This window comes from Nonomuraea sp. JJY05, assembly GCF_043496855.1.
GTDB lineage: Bacteria > Actinomycetota > Actinomycetes > Streptosporangiales > Streptosporangiaceae > Nonomuraea.
Map to the genome: position 1 here is coordinate 161,103 of NZ_JBIEIS010000006.1, position 19,840 is coordinate 180,942.

At 72.6% G+C, this 19,840-nt stretch carries 20 protein-coding genes; 5 read left to right on the plus strand and 15 right to left on the minus strand.

The window, feature by feature from the left end; genetic code table 11:
- Positions 1–64 precede the first annotated feature (64 nt).
- Positions 65–1,450 (plus strand): MFS transporter, encoded by a 1,386-nt coding sequence (locus ACFKCF_RS10310; protein WP_394492748.1) that lies wholly within the window; start codon positions 65–67, stop codon positions 1,448–1,450.
- Here the strand turns inward: ACFKCF_RS10310 and ACFKCF_RS10315 are convergent.
- Positions 1,425–2,708, minus strand: a complete 1,284-nt coding sequence (locus ACFKCF_RS10315) for a ferritin-like protein (RefSeq protein ID WP_394492749.1) — start codon at positions 2,706–2,708, stop codon at positions 1,425–1,427. The genes ACFKCF_RS10310 and ACFKCF_RS10315 overlap by 26 nt on opposite strands.
- A gap of 104 nt (positions 2,709–2,812) precedes the next feature.
- Positions 2,813–3,685 carry a LysR family transcriptional regulator gene (locus ACFKCF_RS10320; protein ID WP_394492750.1) on the minus strand — a complete coding sequence of 291 codons (873 nt, stop codon included), beginning with the start codon at positions 3,683–3,685 and terminating at the stop codon, positions 2,813–2,815.
- A 96-nt stretch (positions 3,686–3,781) separates the two neighbouring features.
- Here ACFKCF_RS10320 and ACFKCF_RS10325 point away from each other — a divergent pair, with 96 nt between their 5' ends.
- Positions 3,782–4,741 (plus strand): zinc-binding alcohol dehydrogenase family protein, encoded by a 960-nt coding sequence (locus ACFKCF_RS10325; protein WP_394492751.1) that lies wholly within the window; start codon positions 3,782–3,784, stop codon positions 4,739–4,741.
- A gap of 55 nt (positions 4,742–4,796) precedes the next feature.
- On the opposite strand, the gene ACFKCF_RS10330 is transcribed toward ACFKCF_RS10325, so the two are convergent.
- Genes ACFKCF_RS10330 through ACFKCF_RS10345 form a run of 4 tightly spaced genes read right to left on the minus strand, consistent with a single transcriptional unit; the run spans position 4,797 to position 9,035 of the window.
- A complete protein-coding gene (locus ACFKCF_RS10330; RefSeq protein WP_394492752.1) occupies positions 4,797–6,419 on the minus strand; it encodes an ABC transporter permease in 1,623 nt (540 codons plus the stop codon).
- On the minus strand, positions 6,416–7,309 hold the full coding sequence (locus ACFKCF_RS10335) for an ATP-binding cassette domain-containing protein (RefSeq protein ID WP_394492753.1): 894 nt from the start codon (positions 7,307–7,309) through the stop codon (positions 6,416–6,418). The genes ACFKCF_RS10330 and ACFKCF_RS10335 overlap by 4 nt, the downstream gene beginning before the upstream one ends.
- Positions 7,306–7,788: an SDR family NAD(P)-dependent oxidoreductase gene (locus ACFKCF_RS10340; protein WP_394492754.1), complete on the minus strand. Its 483-nt coding sequence runs from the start codon at positions 7,786–7,788 to the stop codon at positions 7,306–7,308. Before ACFKCF_RS10340 ends, ACFKCF_RS10335 begins: the two co-directional genes overlap by 4 nt.
- Before the next feature lie 56 nt (positions 7,789–7,844).
- Complete coding sequence (locus ACFKCF_RS10345; RefSeq protein WP_394492755.1) at positions 7,845–9,035, minus strand: cytochrome P450; 1,191 nt, start codon at positions 9,033–9,035, stop codon at positions 7,845–7,847.
- Between the two features lie 219 nt (positions 9,036–9,254).
- On the opposite strand from ACFKCF_RS10345, the gene ACFKCF_RS10350 reads away from it, so the two are divergent.
- Positions 9,255–9,956 carry a helix-turn-helix domain-containing protein gene (locus ACFKCF_RS10350; RefSeq protein ID WP_394492756.1) on the plus strand — a complete coding sequence of 234 codons (702 nt, stop codon included), beginning with the start codon at positions 9,255–9,257 and terminating at the stop codon, positions 9,954–9,956.
- An 80-nt stretch (positions 9,957–10,036) separates the two neighbouring features.
- Here ACFKCF_RS10350 and ACFKCF_RS10355 read toward each other — a convergent pair whose 3' ends face one another.
- Positions 10,037–10,792: an SDR family NAD(P)-dependent oxidoreductase gene (locus ACFKCF_RS10355; protein WP_394492757.1), complete on the minus strand. Its 756-nt coding sequence runs from the start codon at positions 10,790–10,792 to the stop codon at positions 10,037–10,039.
- 88 nt (positions 10,793–10,880) lie between these two features.
- Here ACFKCF_RS10355 and ACFKCF_RS10360 point away from each other — a divergent pair, with 88 nt between their 5' ends.
- Positions 10,881–11,477: a TetR/AcrR family transcriptional regulator gene (locus ACFKCF_RS10360; protein ID WP_394492758.1), complete on the plus strand. Its 597-nt coding sequence runs from the start codon at positions 10,881–10,883 to the stop codon at positions 11,475–11,477.
- A 150-nt stretch (positions 11,478–11,627) separates the two neighbouring features.
- Here the strand turns inward: ACFKCF_RS10360 and ACFKCF_RS10365 are convergent, their stop codons facing one another.
- The 3 genes from ACFKCF_RS10365 to ACFKCF_RS10375 all read right to left on the minus strand — a co-directional run bounded on the left by ACFKCF_RS10365 (position 11,628) and on the right by ACFKCF_RS10375 (position 15,422).
- Complete coding sequence (locus ACFKCF_RS10365) at positions 11,628–12,599, minus strand: zinc-binding dehydrogenase (protein WP_394492759.1); 972 nt, start codon at positions 12,597–12,599, stop codon at positions 11,628–11,630.
- A 192-nt stretch (positions 12,600–12,791) separates the two neighbouring features.
- Positions 12,792–13,790 carry a LacI family DNA-binding transcriptional regulator gene (locus ACFKCF_RS10370; RefSeq protein ID WP_394492760.1) on the minus strand — a complete coding sequence of 333 codons (999 nt, stop codon included), beginning with the start codon at positions 13,788–13,790 and terminating at the stop codon, positions 12,792–12,794.
- Between the two features lie 102 nt (positions 13,791–13,892).
- The gene (locus ACFKCF_RS10375) at positions 13,893–15,422 is read right to left on the minus strand and encodes an alpha-N-arabinofuranosidase (protein ID WP_394492761.1); all 1,530 of its coding nucleotides are present in this window, start codon (positions 15,420–15,422) and stop codon (positions 13,893–13,895) included.
- Between the two features lie 146 nt (positions 15,423–15,568).
- On the opposite strand from ACFKCF_RS10375, the gene ACFKCF_RS10380 reads away from it, so the two are divergent.
- Entirely contained in the window at positions 15,569–15,787 is a 219-nt protein-coding gene (locus ACFKCF_RS10380; protein ID WP_394492762.1) for a hypothetical protein, read from the plus strand.
- Positions 15,788–15,837: 50 nt separating this feature from the next.
- Here the strand turns inward: ACFKCF_RS10380 and ACFKCF_RS10385 are convergent, their stop codons facing one another.
- The 5 genes from ACFKCF_RS10385 to ACFKCF_RS10405 all read right to left on the minus strand — a co-directional run bounded on the left by ACFKCF_RS10385 (position 15,838) and on the right by ACFKCF_RS10405 (position 19,839).
- Positions 15,838–16,608, minus strand: coding sequence for an ABC transporter ATP-binding protein (locus ACFKCF_RS10385; protein WP_394492763.1), 771 nt, complete (start codon positions 16,606–16,608; stop codon positions 15,838–15,840).
- Positions 16,598–17,695: a FecCD family ABC transporter permease gene (locus ACFKCF_RS10390; protein ID WP_394492764.1), complete on the minus strand. Its 1,098-nt coding sequence runs from the start codon at positions 17,693–17,695 to the stop codon at positions 16,598–16,600. The genes ACFKCF_RS10385 and ACFKCF_RS10390 overlap by 11 nt, the downstream gene beginning before the upstream one ends.
- A complete protein-coding gene (locus ACFKCF_RS10395; RefSeq protein WP_394492765.1) occupies positions 17,688–18,761 on the minus strand; it encodes an ABC transporter substrate-binding protein in 1,074 nt (357 codons plus the stop codon). Before ACFKCF_RS10395 ends, ACFKCF_RS10390 begins: the two co-directional genes overlap by 8 nt.
- Positions 18,762–18,987: 226 nt before the next feature.
- The gene (locus tag ACFKCF_RS10400; protein WP_394492766.1) at positions 18,988–19,569 is read right to left on the minus strand and encodes a hypothetical protein; all 582 of its coding nucleotides are present in this window, start codon (positions 19,567–19,569) and stop codon (positions 18,988–18,990) included.
- Positions 19,570–19,635: 66 nt separating this feature from the next.
- Positions 19,636–19,839, minus strand: a complete 204-nt coding sequence (locus ACFKCF_RS10405) for a heavy-metal-associated domain-containing protein (protein WP_394492767.1) — start codon at positions 19,837–19,839, stop codon at positions 19,636–19,638.
- Between the last annotated feature and the right edge of the window lies 1 nt (position 19,840).

Here is a 19,840-nt window from a genome sequence, read left to right on the forward strand (position 1 = left end):
GCCGGCGTCCGGGGCGCAAATATCTTCAAGACCGACGGGGCGAGCCCGGCCGATACTCGGCCGCATGATCGCCCTCGCTTCTCCTCCCGTGACCGTCGCCCGCCGCGGCCCGATGCTGGCCGTGCTGCTCACCGGCCAGGCCATGGCGTCCATGGACGGATCGATCGTGTCGGTGGCGGCGCAGACCATCCGCGACGGGCTGCACGCCGGCAGCACCGCGATCCAGCTGGTCGTGTCGGGCTACCTGCTGACCACCGGCGTGCTCCTGGTCACCTGCGCGCGGATCGGCGACATCGTCGGGCACCGGCGCGCGTTCCTCGTCGGGCTGGGCTGGTTCACCGTGGCGTCGCTGCTGTGCGGGCTGGCCCCGAACGCGCCCCTGCTGGTGGTGACCCGCGTCGCCCAGGCCGCGGGGGCGGCGCTGCTGATGCCGCAGGTCTTCTCGCTCGTCCAGCGGCACTGGGACGGGCCGGCCCGCCGCCGGGCGATCGGCCTCTACAGCCTGGTGCTCGCCCTGGGAGTCGCGCTGGGGCAGGTCATCGGCGGGCTGGTCGCGAGTGCCGACCTGTTCGGCCTCTCCTGGCGTCCGGTGTTCCTCATCAACGTACCGATCGGCGCGGTGCTGCTGGCGGTCGGCCCGCGCGTCCTGCTGAGCTCCCGCCCGGACGAGCGGGTACGCCTCGACGCGGCCGGGACCGCTCTCCTGACCGTCGCCATGGCCGCGTTCACCATGCCGCTCGTCTTCGGCCGGGACCACGGCTGGCCCGCCTGGGCATGGGGCTCGCTCGCCTGCGGAGCCGCCCTGCTGGTGGCGTTCGTCCGCTACGAGACCCGGGCCCGGCACCCGCTGCTGGACCTGGCGGCGCTGCGGCCGCGCGGCGTGAAGCCGGGGCTGGTGGCCTGCTGGATCGTCATGGGCTGCTACACCGTCTTCCTGCTGACCCTGACCCTGCACCTGCAGTCCGCGCTGCGCTTCTCGCCGCTCCAGGCGGGGCTCGCGTTCGTCCCGTACGCCGTCGGGTTCGGCACGCTCAGCCTGACCTGGGACCGCTACCCCCGGTGGCTGCGGAACGCGCTGCCGGTGGCCGGGCCGATCGCGTTCGCGGCCGGGGCGGGCCTGCTGGTGCTGCTCCATCGCGACCAGTGGCATCCGTCCGGCACCGTGCCGCTGCTGCTGCTGGCGGGGGCCGGGCACGCCGCCGGCTACAGCCCGCTCATCGCGCGGATCACGCATGCGGTGGAGCCGCGGCTCGCCTCGGCGATCTCGGCACTCAACAGCACCGGCCCGACGCTGACCGGGGTGACGGCCGTCGCCGGGCTCGGCACGGTCTACTTCGCGGCCCCCTCCTCCGCCGAGGGTCTCGTGCGGGTCGTCGCCGCCGTCGCCGCCCTCCTCGCGGTCGGGACGGCCTGCGCGCTGCGGGTCATGTCGGCCCGCCGGGGGTCGTGATCCGGGAGGCCGCCTTGGCGCGGGCGGCGTCGAGCGAGTCGGCCACCGCCGTGACCTGCTCCGCGGCCACCGCGATCACCGGGTCGGCGGCGGCGTGGGACGCGCAGCGCTCGGCGATCTGGCGCAGGCGTTCGATCAGCACCGTCCAGGCGGCCTCGCGCCAGGGGACCACGTTGTCCATGAGGTAGTACATCTCGAAGGCCGGCCCGGCCGTGCGTCCCGGATGGGCGGGGCCGGCGGGCCGCCGGCTCAGCTCGGTGCCGAGCGGCCGCAGCACGGCGGCCATCGTCGTGATCGCCGCGCCGATCAGCACGTCGAGCTCTTCCTCGCTCTCGTCGGTGTGCGTGAAGAAGCGGGTGAGCAGCCACAGGATCGCCTCGTAGGCGAGGTTGCACAGCTCGGCCAGCGCCAGGGTTCGCGGGTCGCCGATCAGCGGCTGCGGCTCCCGCACGTCGAAGGGCTGGCGGGTGAAGGCGCCGAGCGCGGGATGCGCGGGTTCGAAGGCCGGGTCGGCGGCCCGCAGCGCGTGGTACTCCTCCCAGATCTTCAGGAAGCGGCCGTAATGGGCGTCCTGCCAGGAGCCCTGTGCTCCTTCGCCCTGCTCGATGATCTCCTCGATGGCGGCGCACGCCGACGCGAGGTCGGTCACCGCGACCATCTCGGGCCAGCGGAACAGCTCCGGCGTGGCCTGGGCCCGGGGCGAGCCGCAGAAGACCTGCTCCTCGCCGTACTTGGCGACCAGCGCGGTCAGGCCGTCCTTGATGCCGCGGTAGAGGTGGCCGACCGTGGCGAACTCCTGCGCGCGGGGGAAGATCTCGCCGGCCGCGATGGGCTCGGGCGGCGGATCGCAGGAGATGAATTCGGCGGCGTCGTGCCGCTGCATGCCCTCGGGCCGTTCGAGGTAGAGGAAGTGGGCCAGGGCGGCCTCGCCGAAGGGCAGCAGCCGCATCTGGATCGTGGGCGGGAACGCGCCGCAGGACTGCGGGAAGTTCGGCCTGCCGAAGGTGGGCGCGGCGCCGATGGCCGACATGAGGTTGGCCACCAGGGCGAGATGGAGCATCTCCTGTACGGCGATGCCGTGGAGCTCCTGGCGCCAGCGATCGACCGCGGCCTGCTGCTCGCCGGTGAGGCCCTCGGTCTTGAGGCTGAACTCGGCGAAGAGGTACTGGCACATGATCATGTGCTCGAGCTGCGAGGCCTGGACGAGCAGGTACCACACGTGCTCGCGGTGCTCGATGACGATGCGGGGCTCGGTCATGCTTACAGAATTACACAGGGGCCGCGCCTGTGGCAGGCCTACGCGGCAAGGGCCCCGCGGCGGCGATGCGGTGATCACGCGCTCGCGGGGCATTGCGGCGGCGGTCAGGCGGGCGCGGGCGTCCGGAGGGTGCGCAGTTCGCCGAGCAGGTCGCGGATCAGCGCCGACCCGGCCAGCTCCCTGGTGGTCACGTAGCCCACGCGGCGCAGCGGGGCGCCGTCGCCGAGCTCGGTCGTGGCCACCTTGGGCGGCGCTCCCACGGCCGACAGCCGCGGCACGATCGCCGCGCCGAGCCCATGGCCGACCATCGACATGACCACCCCGTCGTCCTCGACCGTGATGTCACCGGGCGGGATCCACTCCTGCCCGGCCAGCCAGCGCCGGGTCTCCCCCGAGCAGTTCTCGTGCCAGTCGATCATGGGCAGCGAGCGCGGATCCGGGTGTCCCGCCGGATGGGCCAGCACGTACGGCTCGGCGTACAGCTCCTCGCTGACCAGGCCCTCCACGTACACCGGCAGCGAGACGACGCCCACGTCGGCGCGCCCGTCGGCCACCTCACCGGCGATGCCCCAGCCCAGGTCGGGCACGATGCGCACGTCCACGGTGACCCGGGGATGACGCTGCCCGAACCGCACCAGCACCCTCGGCAGCAGGTGGAAGGCGGCGCTGCGGAAGGCGGCCAGCCGGATGGTGCCGCCGGCCTCGCCGCGGGCGGCGGCTCGTGTGTCGGTCTTCATGACGTCCATGAGCCGCAGGATCTGCCGCGCGTGGCCGACCGCCGCCTCCCCCGCCGCGGTGGCCTGGGCTCCGCCGCGCCCCCGGTGGAACAGCACGGCGCCCATCTTCCGCTCGGCGGCGCGCAGGGCGTGCGAGACGGCCGACTGGGTCAGCCCGAGCCGCGCCCCCGCCGCCGACACGCTGCCCGCGCCGTCCACGGCGACGAGCACGCGTAGTTCGGCCGCGGTCAGATCGTTCACGGCGGGCACAACGTATGAAAGACCTTCATACATTCCGCGCGATCCAGAAACACCACCCGCTGGCGGGCCTTACGCGCCTCCCCTAGCGTCGGGCGCATGAAAGTGATGCGTGCCGAACGACTTGGCGGCCCCGAGGTGCTGACCCTGGCCGAGGTGCCCGACCCGGTGCCGGGTCCGGGCGAGATCCTGGTGGACGTCGAGGCCGCCGGGCTCAACTTCGCCGACGTCAAGCGGCTCGACGGGTCCTACCTGCCGCCCGAGCTGCCGTTCGTGCCGGGCAGCGAGGTCGTCGGCCGCGCCGCGGACGGCCGCCGGGTGCTCGCCTTCACCGAACGCGCCTTCGCGACGCAAGCACTGGTCGGGGCGCCGGTGGAGATCCCCGAGGAGCTGCCCCCGGGCGCCGCGCTGGCGCTGCTGGTGCAGGGACTGACCGCGTGGCATCTCCTGCGTACGGCGGCGCGGATCACACCCGGCGAGAGCGTCGTGGTCAACTCCGCGGCCGGCGGGGTGGGCCATCTGACGGTGCAGCTGGCCAGGGAGTTCGGCGCCGGGCGGGTGATCGGCACGGCGTCCACCGAGAAGAAGCGCGAGCTGGTGCTGGGGTTCGGCGCTGACGCCGCGATCGACGGCGCCGCGGACGGCTACGCCGAGCGGGTGATCGAGGCCAACGGCGGCGCCCCGGTGGACGTGGTGCTGGACGCCGTGGGCGGGCCGGTGTTCGACGCGGCCCCCCTGGCGCTGGCCCCGTTCGGACGTCTGATCACGTACGGGAGCTCGGGGGGGGAGGCGCCCAAGCCGATCGACCCCGGCTCCCTCAGCGGGCGCAACATCTCGGTGGGCGGCTACTGGCTCGGCGCCCACCTGCGCCGGCCGGGCAGCACCGCCGCCGCGCCGCTGGCCGAGCTGATCGAGCTCACCGCCGCCGGCCGGCTGCGCCCGCTGACGGGTGGCGAGTACGAGCTCGCGCAGGCCGGTCAGGCACTGGCGGACCTGGCCGCCCGCCGTACCGTCGGAAAGGTCATCCTGCGGGTGACGACGCGTGGGGGTGCGCGCTAGGCCCGAACCCGCTCCTGGTCGGCCATCGGGAGCTCGCCGGCTGATCCGTCCCCCGTCAGCCCGCGGCGAGGTCGCGGCGGCGCAGGCCGTACAGGCCGAGGATCGCCAGCGCCGCGGCGAGCACGGTCAGCGCCACCGTGGCCACCGGGGCGAAGGACCCCAGCGGGTGCCAGGGGAGGTGGGACAGCACCGACGTGTTCACCAGCCACCCCGGCAGGTTCATGTAGGACCCCAGTACCTGCATGAACCCGCTGTAGACGAGCACCGCCCAGGCCGCGTTCACGGCCCGCGGGGCGGTCCCGAGCAGCGCGGCGGGGACGGCGAGCAGCACCAGCACCTCGGGGGCGCGGATCAGGCTCGCCCACGTGACCTCTCCCACGAGGCCGGGCTCGCCGGTCGACAGGGCGGCGCCGACGCCGAGCGCGGCGCCGTACACCACCGGCAGGACGACCACGGCGAGCGCGGTGACCAGCAGGGACGACCAGTACCACGTCGATCTGCCGGTCGGCCCGGCCAGCACGGGAGCGATCCGGCCGCGCACCTCCTCCGCCCGCAGCCGGATGACCGACAGGACCGCGAAGACACCGGTGTAGAGGGACCCGGTGAACACCATGAGGCTGATCCAGGCCCGCCCCAAGTCCGCGCCGGAGAAGATGGGCAGGTCGGTGCCCGCCATGCCCCCGGTCATGGCGCCCAGGACGAGGCCGACGGCGAGGAACGCGGCTCCCCACGCGACGATGGCCGCCTGCTGGAGCCGCAGCGCGAGCGTGAACGGCGAGCGCAGCCAGGAAGGCGCCGACGCCCGGCCGGGACGCGGGGCCATCATGGAGGCGCCGAGGTCCCTGCGGCCTGCCAGCGAGAAGGCGCCCGCGACCAGCAGCCCGGCGAGAAGGAGCGAGAGGCCGAGCGGCCACCAGCGCTCGTCGCCCAGCACCCGGGTCTGCTGTGACCAGCCGATCGGCGACAGCCAGAACAGCGGACCGCCCTCCTGGCTCTGCAGCGCCCCCGCGCCGCGCAGCAGCCACGCCGTGAAGAGCACGATGCCCGCCAGCCCGTTCGCGCCTCTCGGGTGCTCGGTGACCTGGGCGGTGACGGCGGTGACCCCGGCGAACAGCATCCCGGCCGCGGCCAGGGAGGCGCCGAACAGCAGGGCGCTCCCGGCGGGGAACCCGATGCTGACCGCCGCGGCGGTGGTGAGGACCGCGAGCGCGGCGTTGCTGATCACGGCGACGATCAGTGCCGCGGTGAGCTGGGCGTGCCGGCCCACGACGGCCGCCCGGACGAGCTCGGCCCGGCCCGTCTGCTCCTCCGCCCGGGTGTGCCGGGTCACCAGCATCATGTTCATGATCGCGGCGGCCAGCAGGAACTCGACCCAGTAGGCGGCCAGGAAGTAGCTCTGCGTGGTGACCTCGCCGAACAGCGGCCCGCCGAGCACCCTCATGAAGGAGACGCGGATCATCTGCGAGGCCTCGGCCAGGGCCTCGGGCGTCGGGACGACCGCGTTGACGGCGGCGTAGTAGAAGCGCGGGACGAGGGCCGTGATGGCGACCAGCCAGAGGGTGAGCTTGATCCGGTCGCGGCGCAGCGCCAGCCGCACCATCGCGCCGGTGCCGGTCAGGTGGCTGCTCGCCGCTCCCGATCCGGTACGGCCGCGCGCCCGCGTAACCGTGGTGGTCATGCCGCCTCCTTGTGCGCGTAGTGCCGGAGCATGAGCTCCTCGAGCGTCGGCGGGTGGCTGACCAGCGCTTCGATGCCGAACGTGGTGAGGTGCCGGATGGCGGCATCGAGGTGCTCGGCGTCCACGCCGAACCGCACGCTCGCGCCCTCGGTCCTCGCGTCGTGTACGCCGGGCAGCCGGTCGAGGCCGGTCACCGGGGTGGCGGTCTCGGCCACGACCGTCGTCCGGGTCAGGTGCCGCAGCTGCGCCAGTGTCCCCGACTCCACGACCTTCCCGTCCCGGATGATGGTGATCCGGTCGGCGAGGGTCTCGACCTGGGCGAGGATGTGGCTGGACAGCAGGATGGTCCGGCCGGCGGCCTTGGCCTCGGCGACGACCTGCTGGAACACCGCCTCCATCAGCGGGTCCAGCCCGCTCGTGGGCTCGTCGAGGATCAGCAGGTCCACGTCCGCGCAGAGGGCGGCGACGAGGGCGACCTTCTGGCGGTTGCCCTTGGAGTAGGTCCGCGCCTTCTTCTTCGGGTCGAGCTCGAACCGCTCGATCAGCTCCTTCTTGCGGCGGTCGTCGAGCCCGCCGCGCAGCCGGCCGAGCACGTCGATGGCCTCGCCTCCGGTGAGGTTGGGCCACAGCTCGACGTCGCCCGGAACGTACGCCAGCCGCCGGTGCAGCGCGACGGCGTCGGCCCAGGGGTCGCCGCCCAGCAGCCTGACGCGGCCGGAGGTGGCCCGGATCAGGCCCAGCAGGATGCGGATGGTGGTGCTCTTGCCCGCTCCGTTCGGGCCGAGATAGCCGTGCACCTCTCCGGGGTTCACGGTGAGGTCGAGCCCGTCGAGGGCGCGCGCCGGCCCGTAGGCCTTGACGAGCCCGGAAATGGCGATGGCAGGGGTCATGGGTTTCTCCGAATTGCGGATCTCGTGGAGCCGGAGCTAGCTGAGGGAGCCGGTGATGCGCGCGTCGAACTCGCGGTCCGGGAGGGACCTTTGAGCCGCAGGAGGGCTTCGGCCTGCCGGCCCACGACGTAGCGGGTCTCCGGCCGGTCCGACTCGACGGCCTCCCGGATCGTCGTCGCGACGACGGCGGGGGCGGTGGCCTGGTCGTTCTGGTGGCCCGCCGGGGCCTCGGCGGCGCCGTGGACGACGGTTCCCGCGTTGTTGACCAGGACGTCGATCCGCCGGTGTTCGTCCAGGACGGTGTCGACGACCCGTTTGAGGTCTTCTTCCTCGGTCACGTCCATCGGCAGCGTGCGGCCTCCCGCGTCGCGCAGCGCCGCCATCCTGCCCACCCGCCGCGCCGCGCCGTACACGAAGTGGCCGGAGTGCGGGAGCTCGAGCGCGGTGGCGTGGCCGATGCCGGACGAGGCGCCGGTCACGAGGCATACTTTGGCAACCATGCCAGGGTCCCCCTCGGATTCGATGGAGACGTCGTTCAGGCGTCCCAGGCGACCGGGAGCCGGTGGACGCCGTAAACGCTCATGTCGGTGCGCAGCGCCAGGTCCTCCAGCGGGACGGCCAGGCGGAGGGTCGGAAATCGCCGGACCAGCGCGGGGAGCGCGACCTGCAGCTCGACGCGGGCCAGTTGCTGGCCGAGACACTGGTGGATGCCGTGGCCGAAGGTGAGGTGCCCGCCGGCCGAGCGGAGCACGTCGAGCGTGTCGGGGTCGTCGAAGTGCAGCGGATCGCGGTTGGCCGCCGCGAGGGAGACGGTCACCGTCTCGCCCGCCCTGATCAGCCGGCCCGCCAGCTCCACGTCCTCCAGAGCCGTTCGGAGGGTGAACGGGGCGATGCTCAGATAGCGCAGCAGCTCTTCGACGGCGCGCTCGGCGATCCCGGGATCGGCCCGCAGGGCGGCCGGCTGGCCGGGGTGCCGCAGCAGGGCGAGGGTGCCCATGGCGAGCATGTTGGCGGTGGTGTCGAGCCCGGCTCCCAGCAGCGCGAGGCCGATGTTGGTCAGCTCCTCGTCGGTGAGGTCGCTCGCGGTCAGGCCGCTGAGCAGGTCGTCGGTGGGGTGGGCACGCTTCTCGGCCACCAGTTCGCCGATGAAGCCGCGCAGCGCGGCGGCCGCCGCCCCGATCTCCTCGGGCGTGGCGTCCAGCCTGCCGAGGGCCAGCGCGTGTCCTTGGAACAGCATCCGGGAGGTGTAGGGCACGCCGAGCAGCTCGCAGATCACCTGGGCGGGGATCGGCTGCGCCCAGGCCTTCACCAGGTCCACCGGTGAGCCCGCCGCTTCCACGGCGTCCAGGTGATCGGCGGTGATCGCCTCGACCCGCTCGGCGAGCACGCGCATGCGGCGCACCGTGAACTGGCCGATCAGCAGGCGGCGGTAGCGGGTGTGCTCGGGCGGGTCCATCAGCGGGAACAGCCCCGGCTTGGCGGGCTGGTCGGTTCTGGGGACGGCGGCGTTCGGCATGTGATGCAGCTCGATGCGCGCGCTGAAGCGGTGGTCGGCGAGGACGAGGCGGGCGAGAGCGTATCCGGTCACCACCCATCCCACGTGTCCGTCCGGGTAGCTCAGCCGGCTCAGCGGGCCCTCCTCGCGCAGCCGCGCGAACCCTGGAGGAGGATCCAAGGGGTACTCCGCGTCGCGCTCGGTCGGCAGCGCGGGATGTGACTGGGTCATGTCGGTTTCCCTCCACGTGAGCGTCGATCGTTCACGCACGGGGAAAGCTACGAATGCGTTCACGGATTCGGCAAGTTGGAAACGCCGTTTTAGCAGTTCAGGCCGGAGTAATTGGCGCAACGACAGTGTCGGCAAATGCAACAATCGCGGAGGCCGTGTCGCAATCAGGTGTGCCCGGACGCCATACTTGCGCACGACGATGACGTGCCGGGAGGGCGCATGCCAGGAGGCCACCTGACGTACGACGACCGCCGCAGGATCTCGGAAGGGCTGGCGGAAGGGCTCACCTACGCGGAGATCGCCCGGCGCCTGGGGCGGCCGAGGTCGACCGTCGGCCGCGAGATCGCGCGCAACGGCGGCCCGCACGGCTACCACGCGGGCCGGGCGCAGCAGGCGACCGGATGGCGCGCCCGCCGTCGGCCCGCCGCGCCGGCGGCCGCCGGGGACGCCGGCAGGCGCGACCCCCAGGCGGTGCGGGAGTTCGAGGAGAGGCTCACCGCGGCGTTCGGGGGTGTGCCGACGATGGCGGCCAGGGTGATGGCCTGCCTGTTCACCAGCGACACCGGCAACCTGACCGTCGCCGAGCTGACCGAGCGGCTGCGGGTCAGCCCCGCGTCGATCTCCAAGGGCGTCGGCTGGCTCGAACAGGTGGGGCTCGTCAGGCGCGAGCGTGACAACCGGCGCGAGCGCTACATCATCGACGCCGAGGTCTGGTACCGGGCGTGGCTGGTGGGCACGCGGTCGATGATGCTGTGGACCGAGACGGTCCGGGAGGGTGTCGACATCCTCGGCGCCGGCACTCCGGCGGGCGTCCGGCTGGCGACCGCCAGCCGGTTCTTCGAGCTCATCAGCACCGACATGGCCCAGGCGGCCGAGCACTACCGGCAGACCTTCGCGACCACCGGAGACATCCCGCGCTGACCACCACCGCTCAGGGGCGCGGGCCTGTGGCACCCGAGCCGCTCAGGGGTGCGGGCCCGTGGCACCCGAGCTCTTCCGCCTCAGATCGCGGCGCGCCCGCCGTCCACCGAGAGGGTGGCTCCGTGGATGTTGGCGGCGTCGTCACCGGCCAGGAACACCACCGCCTTGGCCACCTCCTCCGGGGTGCTGGGCCTGCGCGAGGGGATGGTGGCGAGCATCGGCGCCAGGTGCTCCGCCATCGCGGCGACCTTCTCGGTGAACGTCGGGCCCGGCGCCACGGTGTTGACTCGCACGCCGGAGGGGCCGTACTCGTCCGCCCAGGACTTGGTCAGCGAGTGCATGGCGGCCTTCGTGGTGCTGTAGAGCGCGGAGCCGCTCGTCCCGAACAGCCCGGAGACGGACCCGAGGTTGATGATCGCGCCGCTGCCGCGGCCCGCCATGGCGGGGGCGACCAGGCCGGTGAGGAGGAAGGCGGCCTTGACGTTGACGGCCAGGGCCTGGTCGATGAGCTCCTCCGCCACCTCGGCCGTGGGGGCGGGGTTGATCAGCAGCGCCGCGTTGTTGACCAGGATGTCCAGCGGGCCGCCGGCCAGCCGGTGCGCGGCGTCGGCGAGCTCGCGGACGGCAGGCAGCCCTCCGGCGAGGTCGGCGCGGACGAACGAGGCCTGCCCGCCCTCCTCGGCGATGGACGCGACGACCTTCTCGCCCTTGGCGGTGTTCCGGCCGCTGACGATGACGTGCGCGCCCTCGGCGGCCAGCGCGCGGGCGATGGCCGTGCCGATGCCGTCGGTGGAGCCCGTGACCAGGGCGGTGCGCCCCTGAAGACGTGCGGACATGGTGATTCTCCCGTGCGAAAGTGTGGATTCGCGGTCCAGGATGCCGACGCTAAAATGGACCGGCAAGTCCAAACCCGGGGAGGTCTCCATGCGCACGCTCACTCGCAAGGGCGCCGCGACGCGGCAGCGCATCCTCGAGGGCGCCGCCGCGCACATCCGCGAGTTCGGCGTGGCCGCCACGACCCTCGACGACGTGCTGGCCGCGACCGCCACAAGCAAGAGCCAGCTCTTCCACTACTTCCCCGGCGGGCGCGAGGAGCTGCTGCTGGCGGTGGCCCGCCTGGAGGCCGACCGCGTGCTGGAGAACCAGCAGCCGGCGCTCGGCGAGCTGACCTCGTGGCCCGCCTGGCAGCGGTGGCGTGACACGGTCGTCGACCACTACCGCCGCCAGGGCCGCCTGTGCCCGCTCAACTCGGTCACCTCGCAGCTGGGCAGCCGTACACCCGCCGCCCAGGCCGTGGTCATCGAGCTGATGCGGCGCTGGCAGGCCGAGATCGCCACCGGCGTACGGCACATGCAGGACGCCGGCGAGATCGATCCCGATCTGGACCCCGACCACGCGGCGGCCGCCCTGCTCGCCGGCATCCAGGGCGGCGTCCTGATCCAGATGTCCACCGGCGAGGTCACGCACCTGGAGGCCGCCCTCGACATGGGCATCGCCCACCTGCGCGCCCACCGCCCGTAGCCGGCACGGACAAGGGCATCGCCCACCTCCCCGCCCACCGCCCGTAACCGGCACGGACAAGGGCATCGCCCACCTCCCCGCCCACCGCCCGTAACCGGCACGGACAAGGGCATCGCCCACCTCCGCGCCCGTCGCCCGTAGCCGGCGCGGTCAGATCAGCAGCAGGGTCTTCCCCAGAGCGGTGCGATATTCGATCGCGGCGTGCGCGTCGGCGGCGCGCTCCAAGGGGAAGGTCTGCCCGATGACCGGCCGGACGAGCCCCGCGGCCGCCTGCGCCATCATCTGCTCCGCCCACCGCACCACGTGCGGCCCGAAGTCGAAGAGCTGCTCGATGCCGATCACCTCCACGTCCTTGCGGCGCGCCTGCTCGGGATCGATGACGGTGGCCTCGCCGCTGGAGGCGCCGTGCACCGAGAAACGGCCGCCACGGGCCGTCACCTCGAACGCGGCCCGCCCGATCTCCCCGCCGACGCCGTCGAAGACCACCTCCGGCCCCGCCCCGCCGGTCGCCTCCAGCACCCGCTCGGTCCAGCCCGGTTCGGAGTAGTCGACCGCGGCTTCGGCGCCCAGCTCCCGGATCAGGTCGAGCTTGCGCGATCCGCGGGCGGCCCCGACGACGCGCGCGCCCGCCGTACGGGCCAGCTGCACCAGCAGGCTGCCGACGCCGCCGGCCGCCGCCTCGACCAGCACCCACTCGCCGGGACGGACCTTGGCTCCCTCGATCAGTCCCTGCGCGGTGCTGCCGTCGCTGTGCAGGGCGACGGCCTCCGGCAACCCCAGGCCGTCCGGCACCGCGAACAGGTCCTCGACCGCGGCCACGGCCCGCTCGGCGAAACCGCCGGTCTCCCCCGTCCCGGCGATGACCCGCCGGCCCACCCACGCCGGATCCACCTCTTCCCCGGCCGAGCTCACCCGCCCGGCCACCAGCCCGCCCGGCACGTACGGCAACTCCGGCCGGGCATGCCACTTGTCGGTGCCGCGCCGGATCTGCGTCTCGACGAACGTCACGCCCGCGACCGCCACCTCGACCACGACCTGCCCCGGCCCGGCCTCCGGATCCGGCGCCTCTCCGGGCACCAGCACCTCAGGCCCGCCGAACCCGATCACCCGAACCACCCGCATTACCGCTCACTCCTGCCTGCTTTCGAACTGACCCTCCCAGCGTGCAACCTCAACTGGAATTGAGGTCAACCGGCGAGCAGCCGCGGGCTGAGGGGCTCGCCGTCGAGGTGGTCCCCGGAGCCACCAGCGCCGGGCCGAGGGGCTCGCCGTCGAGGTGGTCCCCGGAGCCCCGCGCGGGCTGAGGCGGGGGCGTCAGCGGGTGGACTCGCGGACCATCAGCTCGAAGGGCGCGGTGTGCTCGCCGGCCGGACGGGACGGGTCCTGGATGCGGGCGGTCACCAGCTCGACCGCCTTCGCGGCCATCCACCGGTGGTCGGGGGCCACCGTGGACAGCGAGGGCACCATGTACGCCGCTTCGGGGATGTCGTCATACCCGACGAGGCGGATGTCGTCGGGCACCCGGACGCCGCGGTCGGCCAGGCCCCGGAAGACTCCCTGGGCGACGGTGTCGCTCACCGCGACCACGCCGTCGACCTCGTGGCCGGAGTCGACGATCCGGTAGGCCGCCTCGCGGCCCGATTCGAGCGTCATCCCGCTGAAGGCGAACAGCAGCGTCGGATCGGGGTCGAGTCCCCGTTCGGCGAGCCCGGCGAGGTAGCCCTGGTAGCGGCGCGTCACCACGTTGACGCCGTCGAGGGAATCGCCGGTGACCATCGCGATCCGGCGGCAGCCGCGGTCGATCAGATGCGTGGTCGCCGCTTTCGCGCCTTCCTCGTTGGGCATGGCGACGTGGTCGAACCGCGCGGCGAAGTCCTGCTCGCCGAGCATCACGATCGGACAGTCGCCGCCGGTCAGCCGCGAGTCCTGGGGGTCGATCCCGACCGCGCTGAGGATCAGCCCGTCGAACTGCAGGGTGTACGAATGGGAGATCGCGTCGATCTCCCCGGCCGCGGCCGCGCCGGTCTGCTCGATCGCGACGTGGAAGCCGCGCCCCCGCGCCTCGTCGATCACGTGGGCGGCGAGCTGGCCGAAGTAGGGCCGGTCGATCTCGGGAACGGCCAGCCCGATGACGCCGGTCCGCCCGGACCTGAGGGTACGGGCGGAGACGTTGACGCGGTAGCCGGACTGGCGGATCGCTTCGAGCACGCGGCGGCGGACCTCGTCGCTCACTCCGGCGCGGTCGTTGATGACGTTGGAGACCGTCATCTTCGACACCCCGGACAACTTGGCGACGTCGCCCATGGTGACCATGCCGCTCCTCAGGTCCTGCCCCTTCGGCCGGATCCGATCCGGCCGCTTCCGACTGTGGCCGCCGCTCGTTCGAGCTTACTGCGCCTCACGAGGCCACCGCCTTCAGGCGACGCCGACCTCCACGGTGACGAAGGAGTGGGCGGGCAGGTGCACCCGCAGGCGCGTACCGGTGACCGTGACCTGCTCGTGGGAGCGCGGGGCGACGGCGGCGGGCGCGTCGGGCGTGTTGTGGGTCTGCGGCGCCCCCGCGGTGAGGATCCGCGAGGCGACCTCGCCCACACTGCCCCCGCGCAGGTCCAGCTCGACGTCGGCCGCGTCGGCCGCGTCCAGGTTGGACAGCGAGATGAGCACCTTGTCGTCCTTGCGGCTCGCCGACAGCGAGACGGTCGCCAGCGTGTCCGGTCCGACCTCGCGGGTGGGCACGTCCGAGAGGAGATCGACCCGCAGTGACGTGGCGTCCTGGTGCCCCTTGTTCATCTCGAACACGTGGTACGTCGGGGTGAGCACGAGCGCCCCGGAGTCCGGGTCGGTCAGGATCATCGCCTGGAGCACGTTCACCGTCTGGGCGATGTTGGCCATCACCAGCCGGTCGGCGTGGCGGTGGAAGATGTCGAAGTGCAGGCTCGCGACCAGCGCGTCCCGGAGCGTGTTCTGCTGGTAGAGGAAGCCGGGGTTGGTGCCCGGCTCGACGTTCCACCACGTGCCCCACTCGTCCATGATCAGGCCGACGGTCTTGTGCGGGTCGTAGCAGTCCATCACGTTGGAGTGGCCGGTGAGCAGCTCGTCGGTGTGGGCGGCCTTGACCATGGTCCGGTAGTACTCGTCGGTGTCGAACACCGTGGCGGCGCCCTTGTCCTGCCAGTTGCCCGCGATCGTGTAGTAGTGCAGCGACAGGGCCTGGAAGAACCCGGCGGGCCGGCGCGCGCAGCCGAGGTGGCCGAGCGCCTTCATGAGCGTCTCCGTCCAGGAGTAGTCGTCGGAGTTCGCGCCGGCGGCAATGCGGTACAGCCGGTTGTCGCCGTGGTCGCGGCAGAACGTGGCGTACCGGCGCGCCTCGTCGGCGTAGTGCTGCGCGGTCATGTTGCCCCCGCAGCCCCAGGCCTCGTTGCCGAGGCCCCAGAAGCGGACCCGCCAGGGCTCGTCACGGCCGTTGGCCTTGCGCAGGCGGACCATCGGGGAGTCGCCGTCGCGGGTGAGGTACTCGACCCAGTCGCTCATCTCCTTGACCGTGCCGGAGCCCACGTTGCCGTTGATGTACGGCTCGGCGCCGAGCAGCTCGCACAGGGCCATGAACTCGTGGGTGCCGAAGTGGTTGTTCTCCTCGACGTTGCCCCAGTGGGTGTTCACCATCGCCGGGCGCTGCTCCTTGGGGCCGATGCCGTCCATCCAGTGGTACTCATCGGCGAAGCAGCCGCCGGGCCAGCGAAGGTTCGGGATGTTCAAGGCGCGCAGCGCTTCGACGACGTCCAGCCGGATCCCGCCGGCGTTCGGGATCTCGCTGTCCTCGCCCACGTAGAAGCCGCCGTAGATGCACCGGCCCAGGTGCTCGGCGAAGTGGCCGTACACGTGCCTGCTGATCACGGGGCCTTTGACGTCAACGTTGAGCACGGCGGACACGACAGCGTCACTCATGGTTCACACCTTTTCTCGGTAAGCGGCGGCGGCTACTTTATCGATAAAGCATCGCGTAGGAAAGTGCACCTTTCTTGCCTGTTGGCTCGGGAATCCTCGCTCGCCCGCCTATGTGCGACCGGCCCCGCGCTGCGTACGGTGAGGCCATGTGCGATCTGAACGCTGCGGAGACCCGCGAGATCCTCGCATCACTCGGCGAGGTGACCGGCCTGTCCGGCCAGGTGACCACGCACATCGACGACATCGGCAGGACGTCGTACATGGACCACGAGAACCTGGCCGCGCTGCTCGCCACCCTGCGCGATCGCGCCGAGGCGGCCAGGGAGTGGGTCGCCGCCAAGCCTCATCAGCACGCGGGCCACTGACGCGGCGCCGGCCGGCCCCGGCGAAGGTGCCGGGACCGGGCGGCGCACTTTCACGGCGCGGGTGAGGCCACGGCGATGTGCGGGCGGCCGGTTATGGGATGCGGGCTGATGTGCGCGCGCACGCCGAAGACCTCCTCGATGAACGCCGGCGTCAGCACCTCCAGGGGCGGGCCGTGCCCGGCGACCCGGCCGTCGCGCAGGACGACGACCTGGTCGGCGTAGGCGGCGGCCTGGTCGAGGTCGTGCAGGGCGGCCAGCAGGGTCAGGCCGAGGGAGCGGATCAGGTCCAGCAGCAGGAGCTGGGAGCCGACGTCCAGATGGTTGGTGGGTTCGTCGAGCACCAGCAGCGGCGCCTGCTGGGCCAGCGCGCGGGCGAGCAGCACGCGTTGCCGCTCCCCGCCCGACAGCGTCGTCATCAGCCGGTCGGCCGCCCAGGCCATGCCGACCCGTTCCAGCGCGGTGGCGACCGCCGCGCGGTCGGCGGCGTTCTCCCGGTCGAGCAGCCGCTGGTGGCTGTGGCGGCCGGCGCCGACGACGTCGGCGGCGGACAACCCGTCGGCGACCTGACTGTGCTGGGGCAGCACGGCGCGGTGGCGGGCGGCCTGGCGGGGCCGCATCCGCCACAGGTCCTGCCCGTCGAGCCGGACCACGCCGCCGGACGGGCGCAGCGAGCGGTAGACGGTCCGCAGAAGGGTGGACTTGCCGCTTCCGTTCGGGCCGATGAGCGCGACGAACTCGCCCGGCCCGGCGGTCAGATGGACGTCGCTGACGATGGGACGGGCGTCGATTCTGGCGCTGACGCCGGCCAGGTCAAGCCGCATCGGTGCCTCCACTCGAACGGCGGCGCAGCAGCCACAGGAAGAACGGCACGCCGAGCCCGGTGGTGAAGATGCCCACCGGCAGCTCGTTGGGCCGGTCGGCGATCCGGGCCGCCAGGTCCACCAGCACCAGGAACAGCGCCCCGGCCAGCAGCGACACGGGCAGCACGCGGCGGTGGTCGGCCCCGACGACGAACCTGGCCATGTGCGGGATCATCAGCCCGATGAATCCGATGCCGCCGACGACGCTGACCACGGTGGCCGTCAGCAGCGAGCCGGCCACGAGCAGCCCGATCCGCAGCACCGCCACCGGCACGCCGACGGCGATGGCGGCCTCCTCCCCGGCCAGCAGCGCGTTCAGCGCGCGGGCCTGCAGGGACAGCCAGGCCAGGCAGCAGACGATGATCAGGGCGGGCACGCCCAGGTCGGCCCAGGACGCCCCCGCGACGCTGCCCATCAGCCAGAACATCATGCCCTGCAGCTCGGTCGGGTTGAGCTGGAGCTGCACGAACGTGGTGGCCGCCGCGCACAAATAGCCGACGGCGACCCCGGTCAGCACCAGCCAGGAGTCCAGCAGCCGGCCCGCGCGCTGCGCCAGCACGTACACCAGCAGTGCCGACAGCAGCGCGGCGGCGAAGGCCGCCCCGGTGACGCCGAGCGTCCCGGCCAGCACGGCGCTGCCCAGCGCGGGGACCAGCACGGCCCCGAGCGAGGCGGCCGAGGACACGCCGAGCACGTACGGGTCGGCCAGCGGGTTGCGCACCAGGGACTGCAGCGCGACCCCGGCCACCGACAGGCCGGCCCCGGCGAGCGAGGCCAGCAGCGCCCGAGGGGTGCGCAGGTCCCAGACGACCTGGCTGAGCAGCGGGTCGGCCTGCGCGCCGCGCCCGGTCAGGTGGGCCCAGACCACGCCCCAGACCTGACCGGGCGGAAGGTTGACCGAGCCGACGGAGATGCCCGCCACCAGGGCCGCGACCAGCGCGACGACGAGGGCGGCCAGCAGCAGCCCGGTGGCGGGCCCGGAGACGAGGTGCGGGCGCCGCGACGGCGCGGCTGTGGTGGCCGGTGCGGGTGCGAGGGTGTCAGTCACCGGGGTGGACCACCTTGGAGAGCTTCTCCACGGCCGTGGCGTTGAGCGGGCCGAGATACACCCCGTCGGAGACCACCGCGTACGTCCTGGACTTGGACGCGGCCCAGTGCGGGTAGGCGGCGAACAGCTTGGCCGCCTCCGCCTCGGGCTTCTCGTCCGGCGTGAACTGCCCGACCACGAGCACGTCCACCTGGGCGGTGGCGAGCTGCTCGGTGTTGAGGGTGCGGGTCGTGTCCGAGCTCTGCCCGGCGAAGGCGTTGACGCCGCCGGCGGCCTTGATCACGTCGTCGTAGATGCCGCCGGTCATCACGGCGGGCAGCCCGTTGGCGTTCATCATGGCCATGCCGGGATAGGCGATGAGGACCTTCTTGGCGGGCCGGCCCGCGACCCGCGCCCGTACGGTCTCGACGCGGGCGCGCAGCCGGCCGATCAGGTCGGCGGCCCGGTCCTGGACGTCGAAGACGCGCCCCAGCAGCGCGATGAACTCCAGCGAGGAGTTGATCGACTGGTTGCGGTAGGCGCGCTTCTCCTCTTCCGTGGCTTCGGGCTTGCCCATCGCGCAGTTGACCGGGTTGACGAGCGAGGTGATCCCGGCGGCGGCGAGCTGCTCGCGGGTGGCGAAGCCGTTCCTGGCGTCGAACCCGCCGGACCAGGTGGAGACCACCAGGTCGGGCTTGAGCTTGAGCACCTGCTCGGCGGGGACGTCGAAGTTCTTGTTCATCGTCAGCCCGCCCGTCGGCAGCGCCTTGATCCTGCCGATCATCGCGGGGTCGTCGGAGACGCCGTAGCTCTGGGCGTTGGCCAGGACGTTCTTGTCCAGGCCGAGCATGATGAAGCTCTCCACCTCGGCCACGCTGGTGCCGTTGAGGATCAGCACGCGCTGGGGCGGCTTCTGGAAGGTGACGCGCAGGCCGCAGTTGTCGAAGGTCAGGGGATAGCCGGACGTGGTGGGGACGGCGGCGGCTCCGCTCGCGGGGCGGCCGGGGTCACCGCAACCGGCCGCGGTCAGGGCCATCAGCGCGCAGAGCGCGGCGGCCAGCGGGCGGCGCACATGACAAGGGTTCATCGATGATGCTCTTTCGAGGTCGAGTCTGGAGGCACGCGAGACCGGCGCCGGTCACAGCGGTGACCGGCGCATCACGGCAACGCGCGACGCCCGGACGGCTCTACGGCACGCCCGGTGTCGGGAAAAAGGCATGGAAAAGGGCCCCGGGAATCGGCGCCGGGGATCGACCCCGGGGATCGGCCCCAGGAATCGGCCCCAGGAATCGGCACAGCCGGCCGGTGCCGGATCAGGCGGTCCCTGCGTGCGCTCCAGGAGGTGCCCGCCCTACCAGGGCATATCGGAGGAAGGCGCGAATAGGCGGGGTTTCGTCCTCACCCGCGTACGCGATCGCCCTCGGCCCGGTGGCCGTGCACCCGGCCACCGTGAAAACCAGCACCAGCAGCGGGCGCAGCACCCGTCCGGCCACCTGCCGGACCAGGGCGCACAGGCCCGACTCGACCCACCGCAGCCACGCGGAGGTCACCAGCACGCCCAGCGCGTGCATGACCAGCATCCCGAAGGTCGGGGAGCCTCCGTGGTGGAGTTGCGCCGCGCCCGGGACGGCCCCGAGGGAGGCCATCGCGTGGTGGGCGGCGCCCTGGCTCAGCAGGACGTGCAGGATGACCTGCGACAAGGCCGTCGCCGGCAGGATGGCGCCCAGGCTGCGCTCACGCCCGGTCAAGGCCAGCGCGGCCGGCAGCAGGAGCAGGAAGCCGCCCAGTGTCGACACCGCGTCGAAGTAGCCCCCGCCCGCCAGGTGCCCGAGCATGGCCAGGGCGGCGCACGTGGCGGCGAAGCTCGCCGCGCGCACCCACCGCACCACCGACATCGGACCCATCGCGGACAGATCTTCGCACACCGGTGCCGCCGTCCTCAGATCAGGCGCCTCTGACCATCAAGAGGCCACCTTGTATCCCGCCTCGAGGATCGCCGCACGCACCTGCGACTCCTCGAGCAGCGGGCCTCCGCTCACGGTGACGCGGCCCCCCAGCACGTCCACCTCCACCCGCTCGACGCCCCGCAGTGGCAGGACCTGTGCCCGGATCGTCGAGGCACTGCAGCCACAGCTCATTCCCTTTACCGCGACGGACAGGGTCATT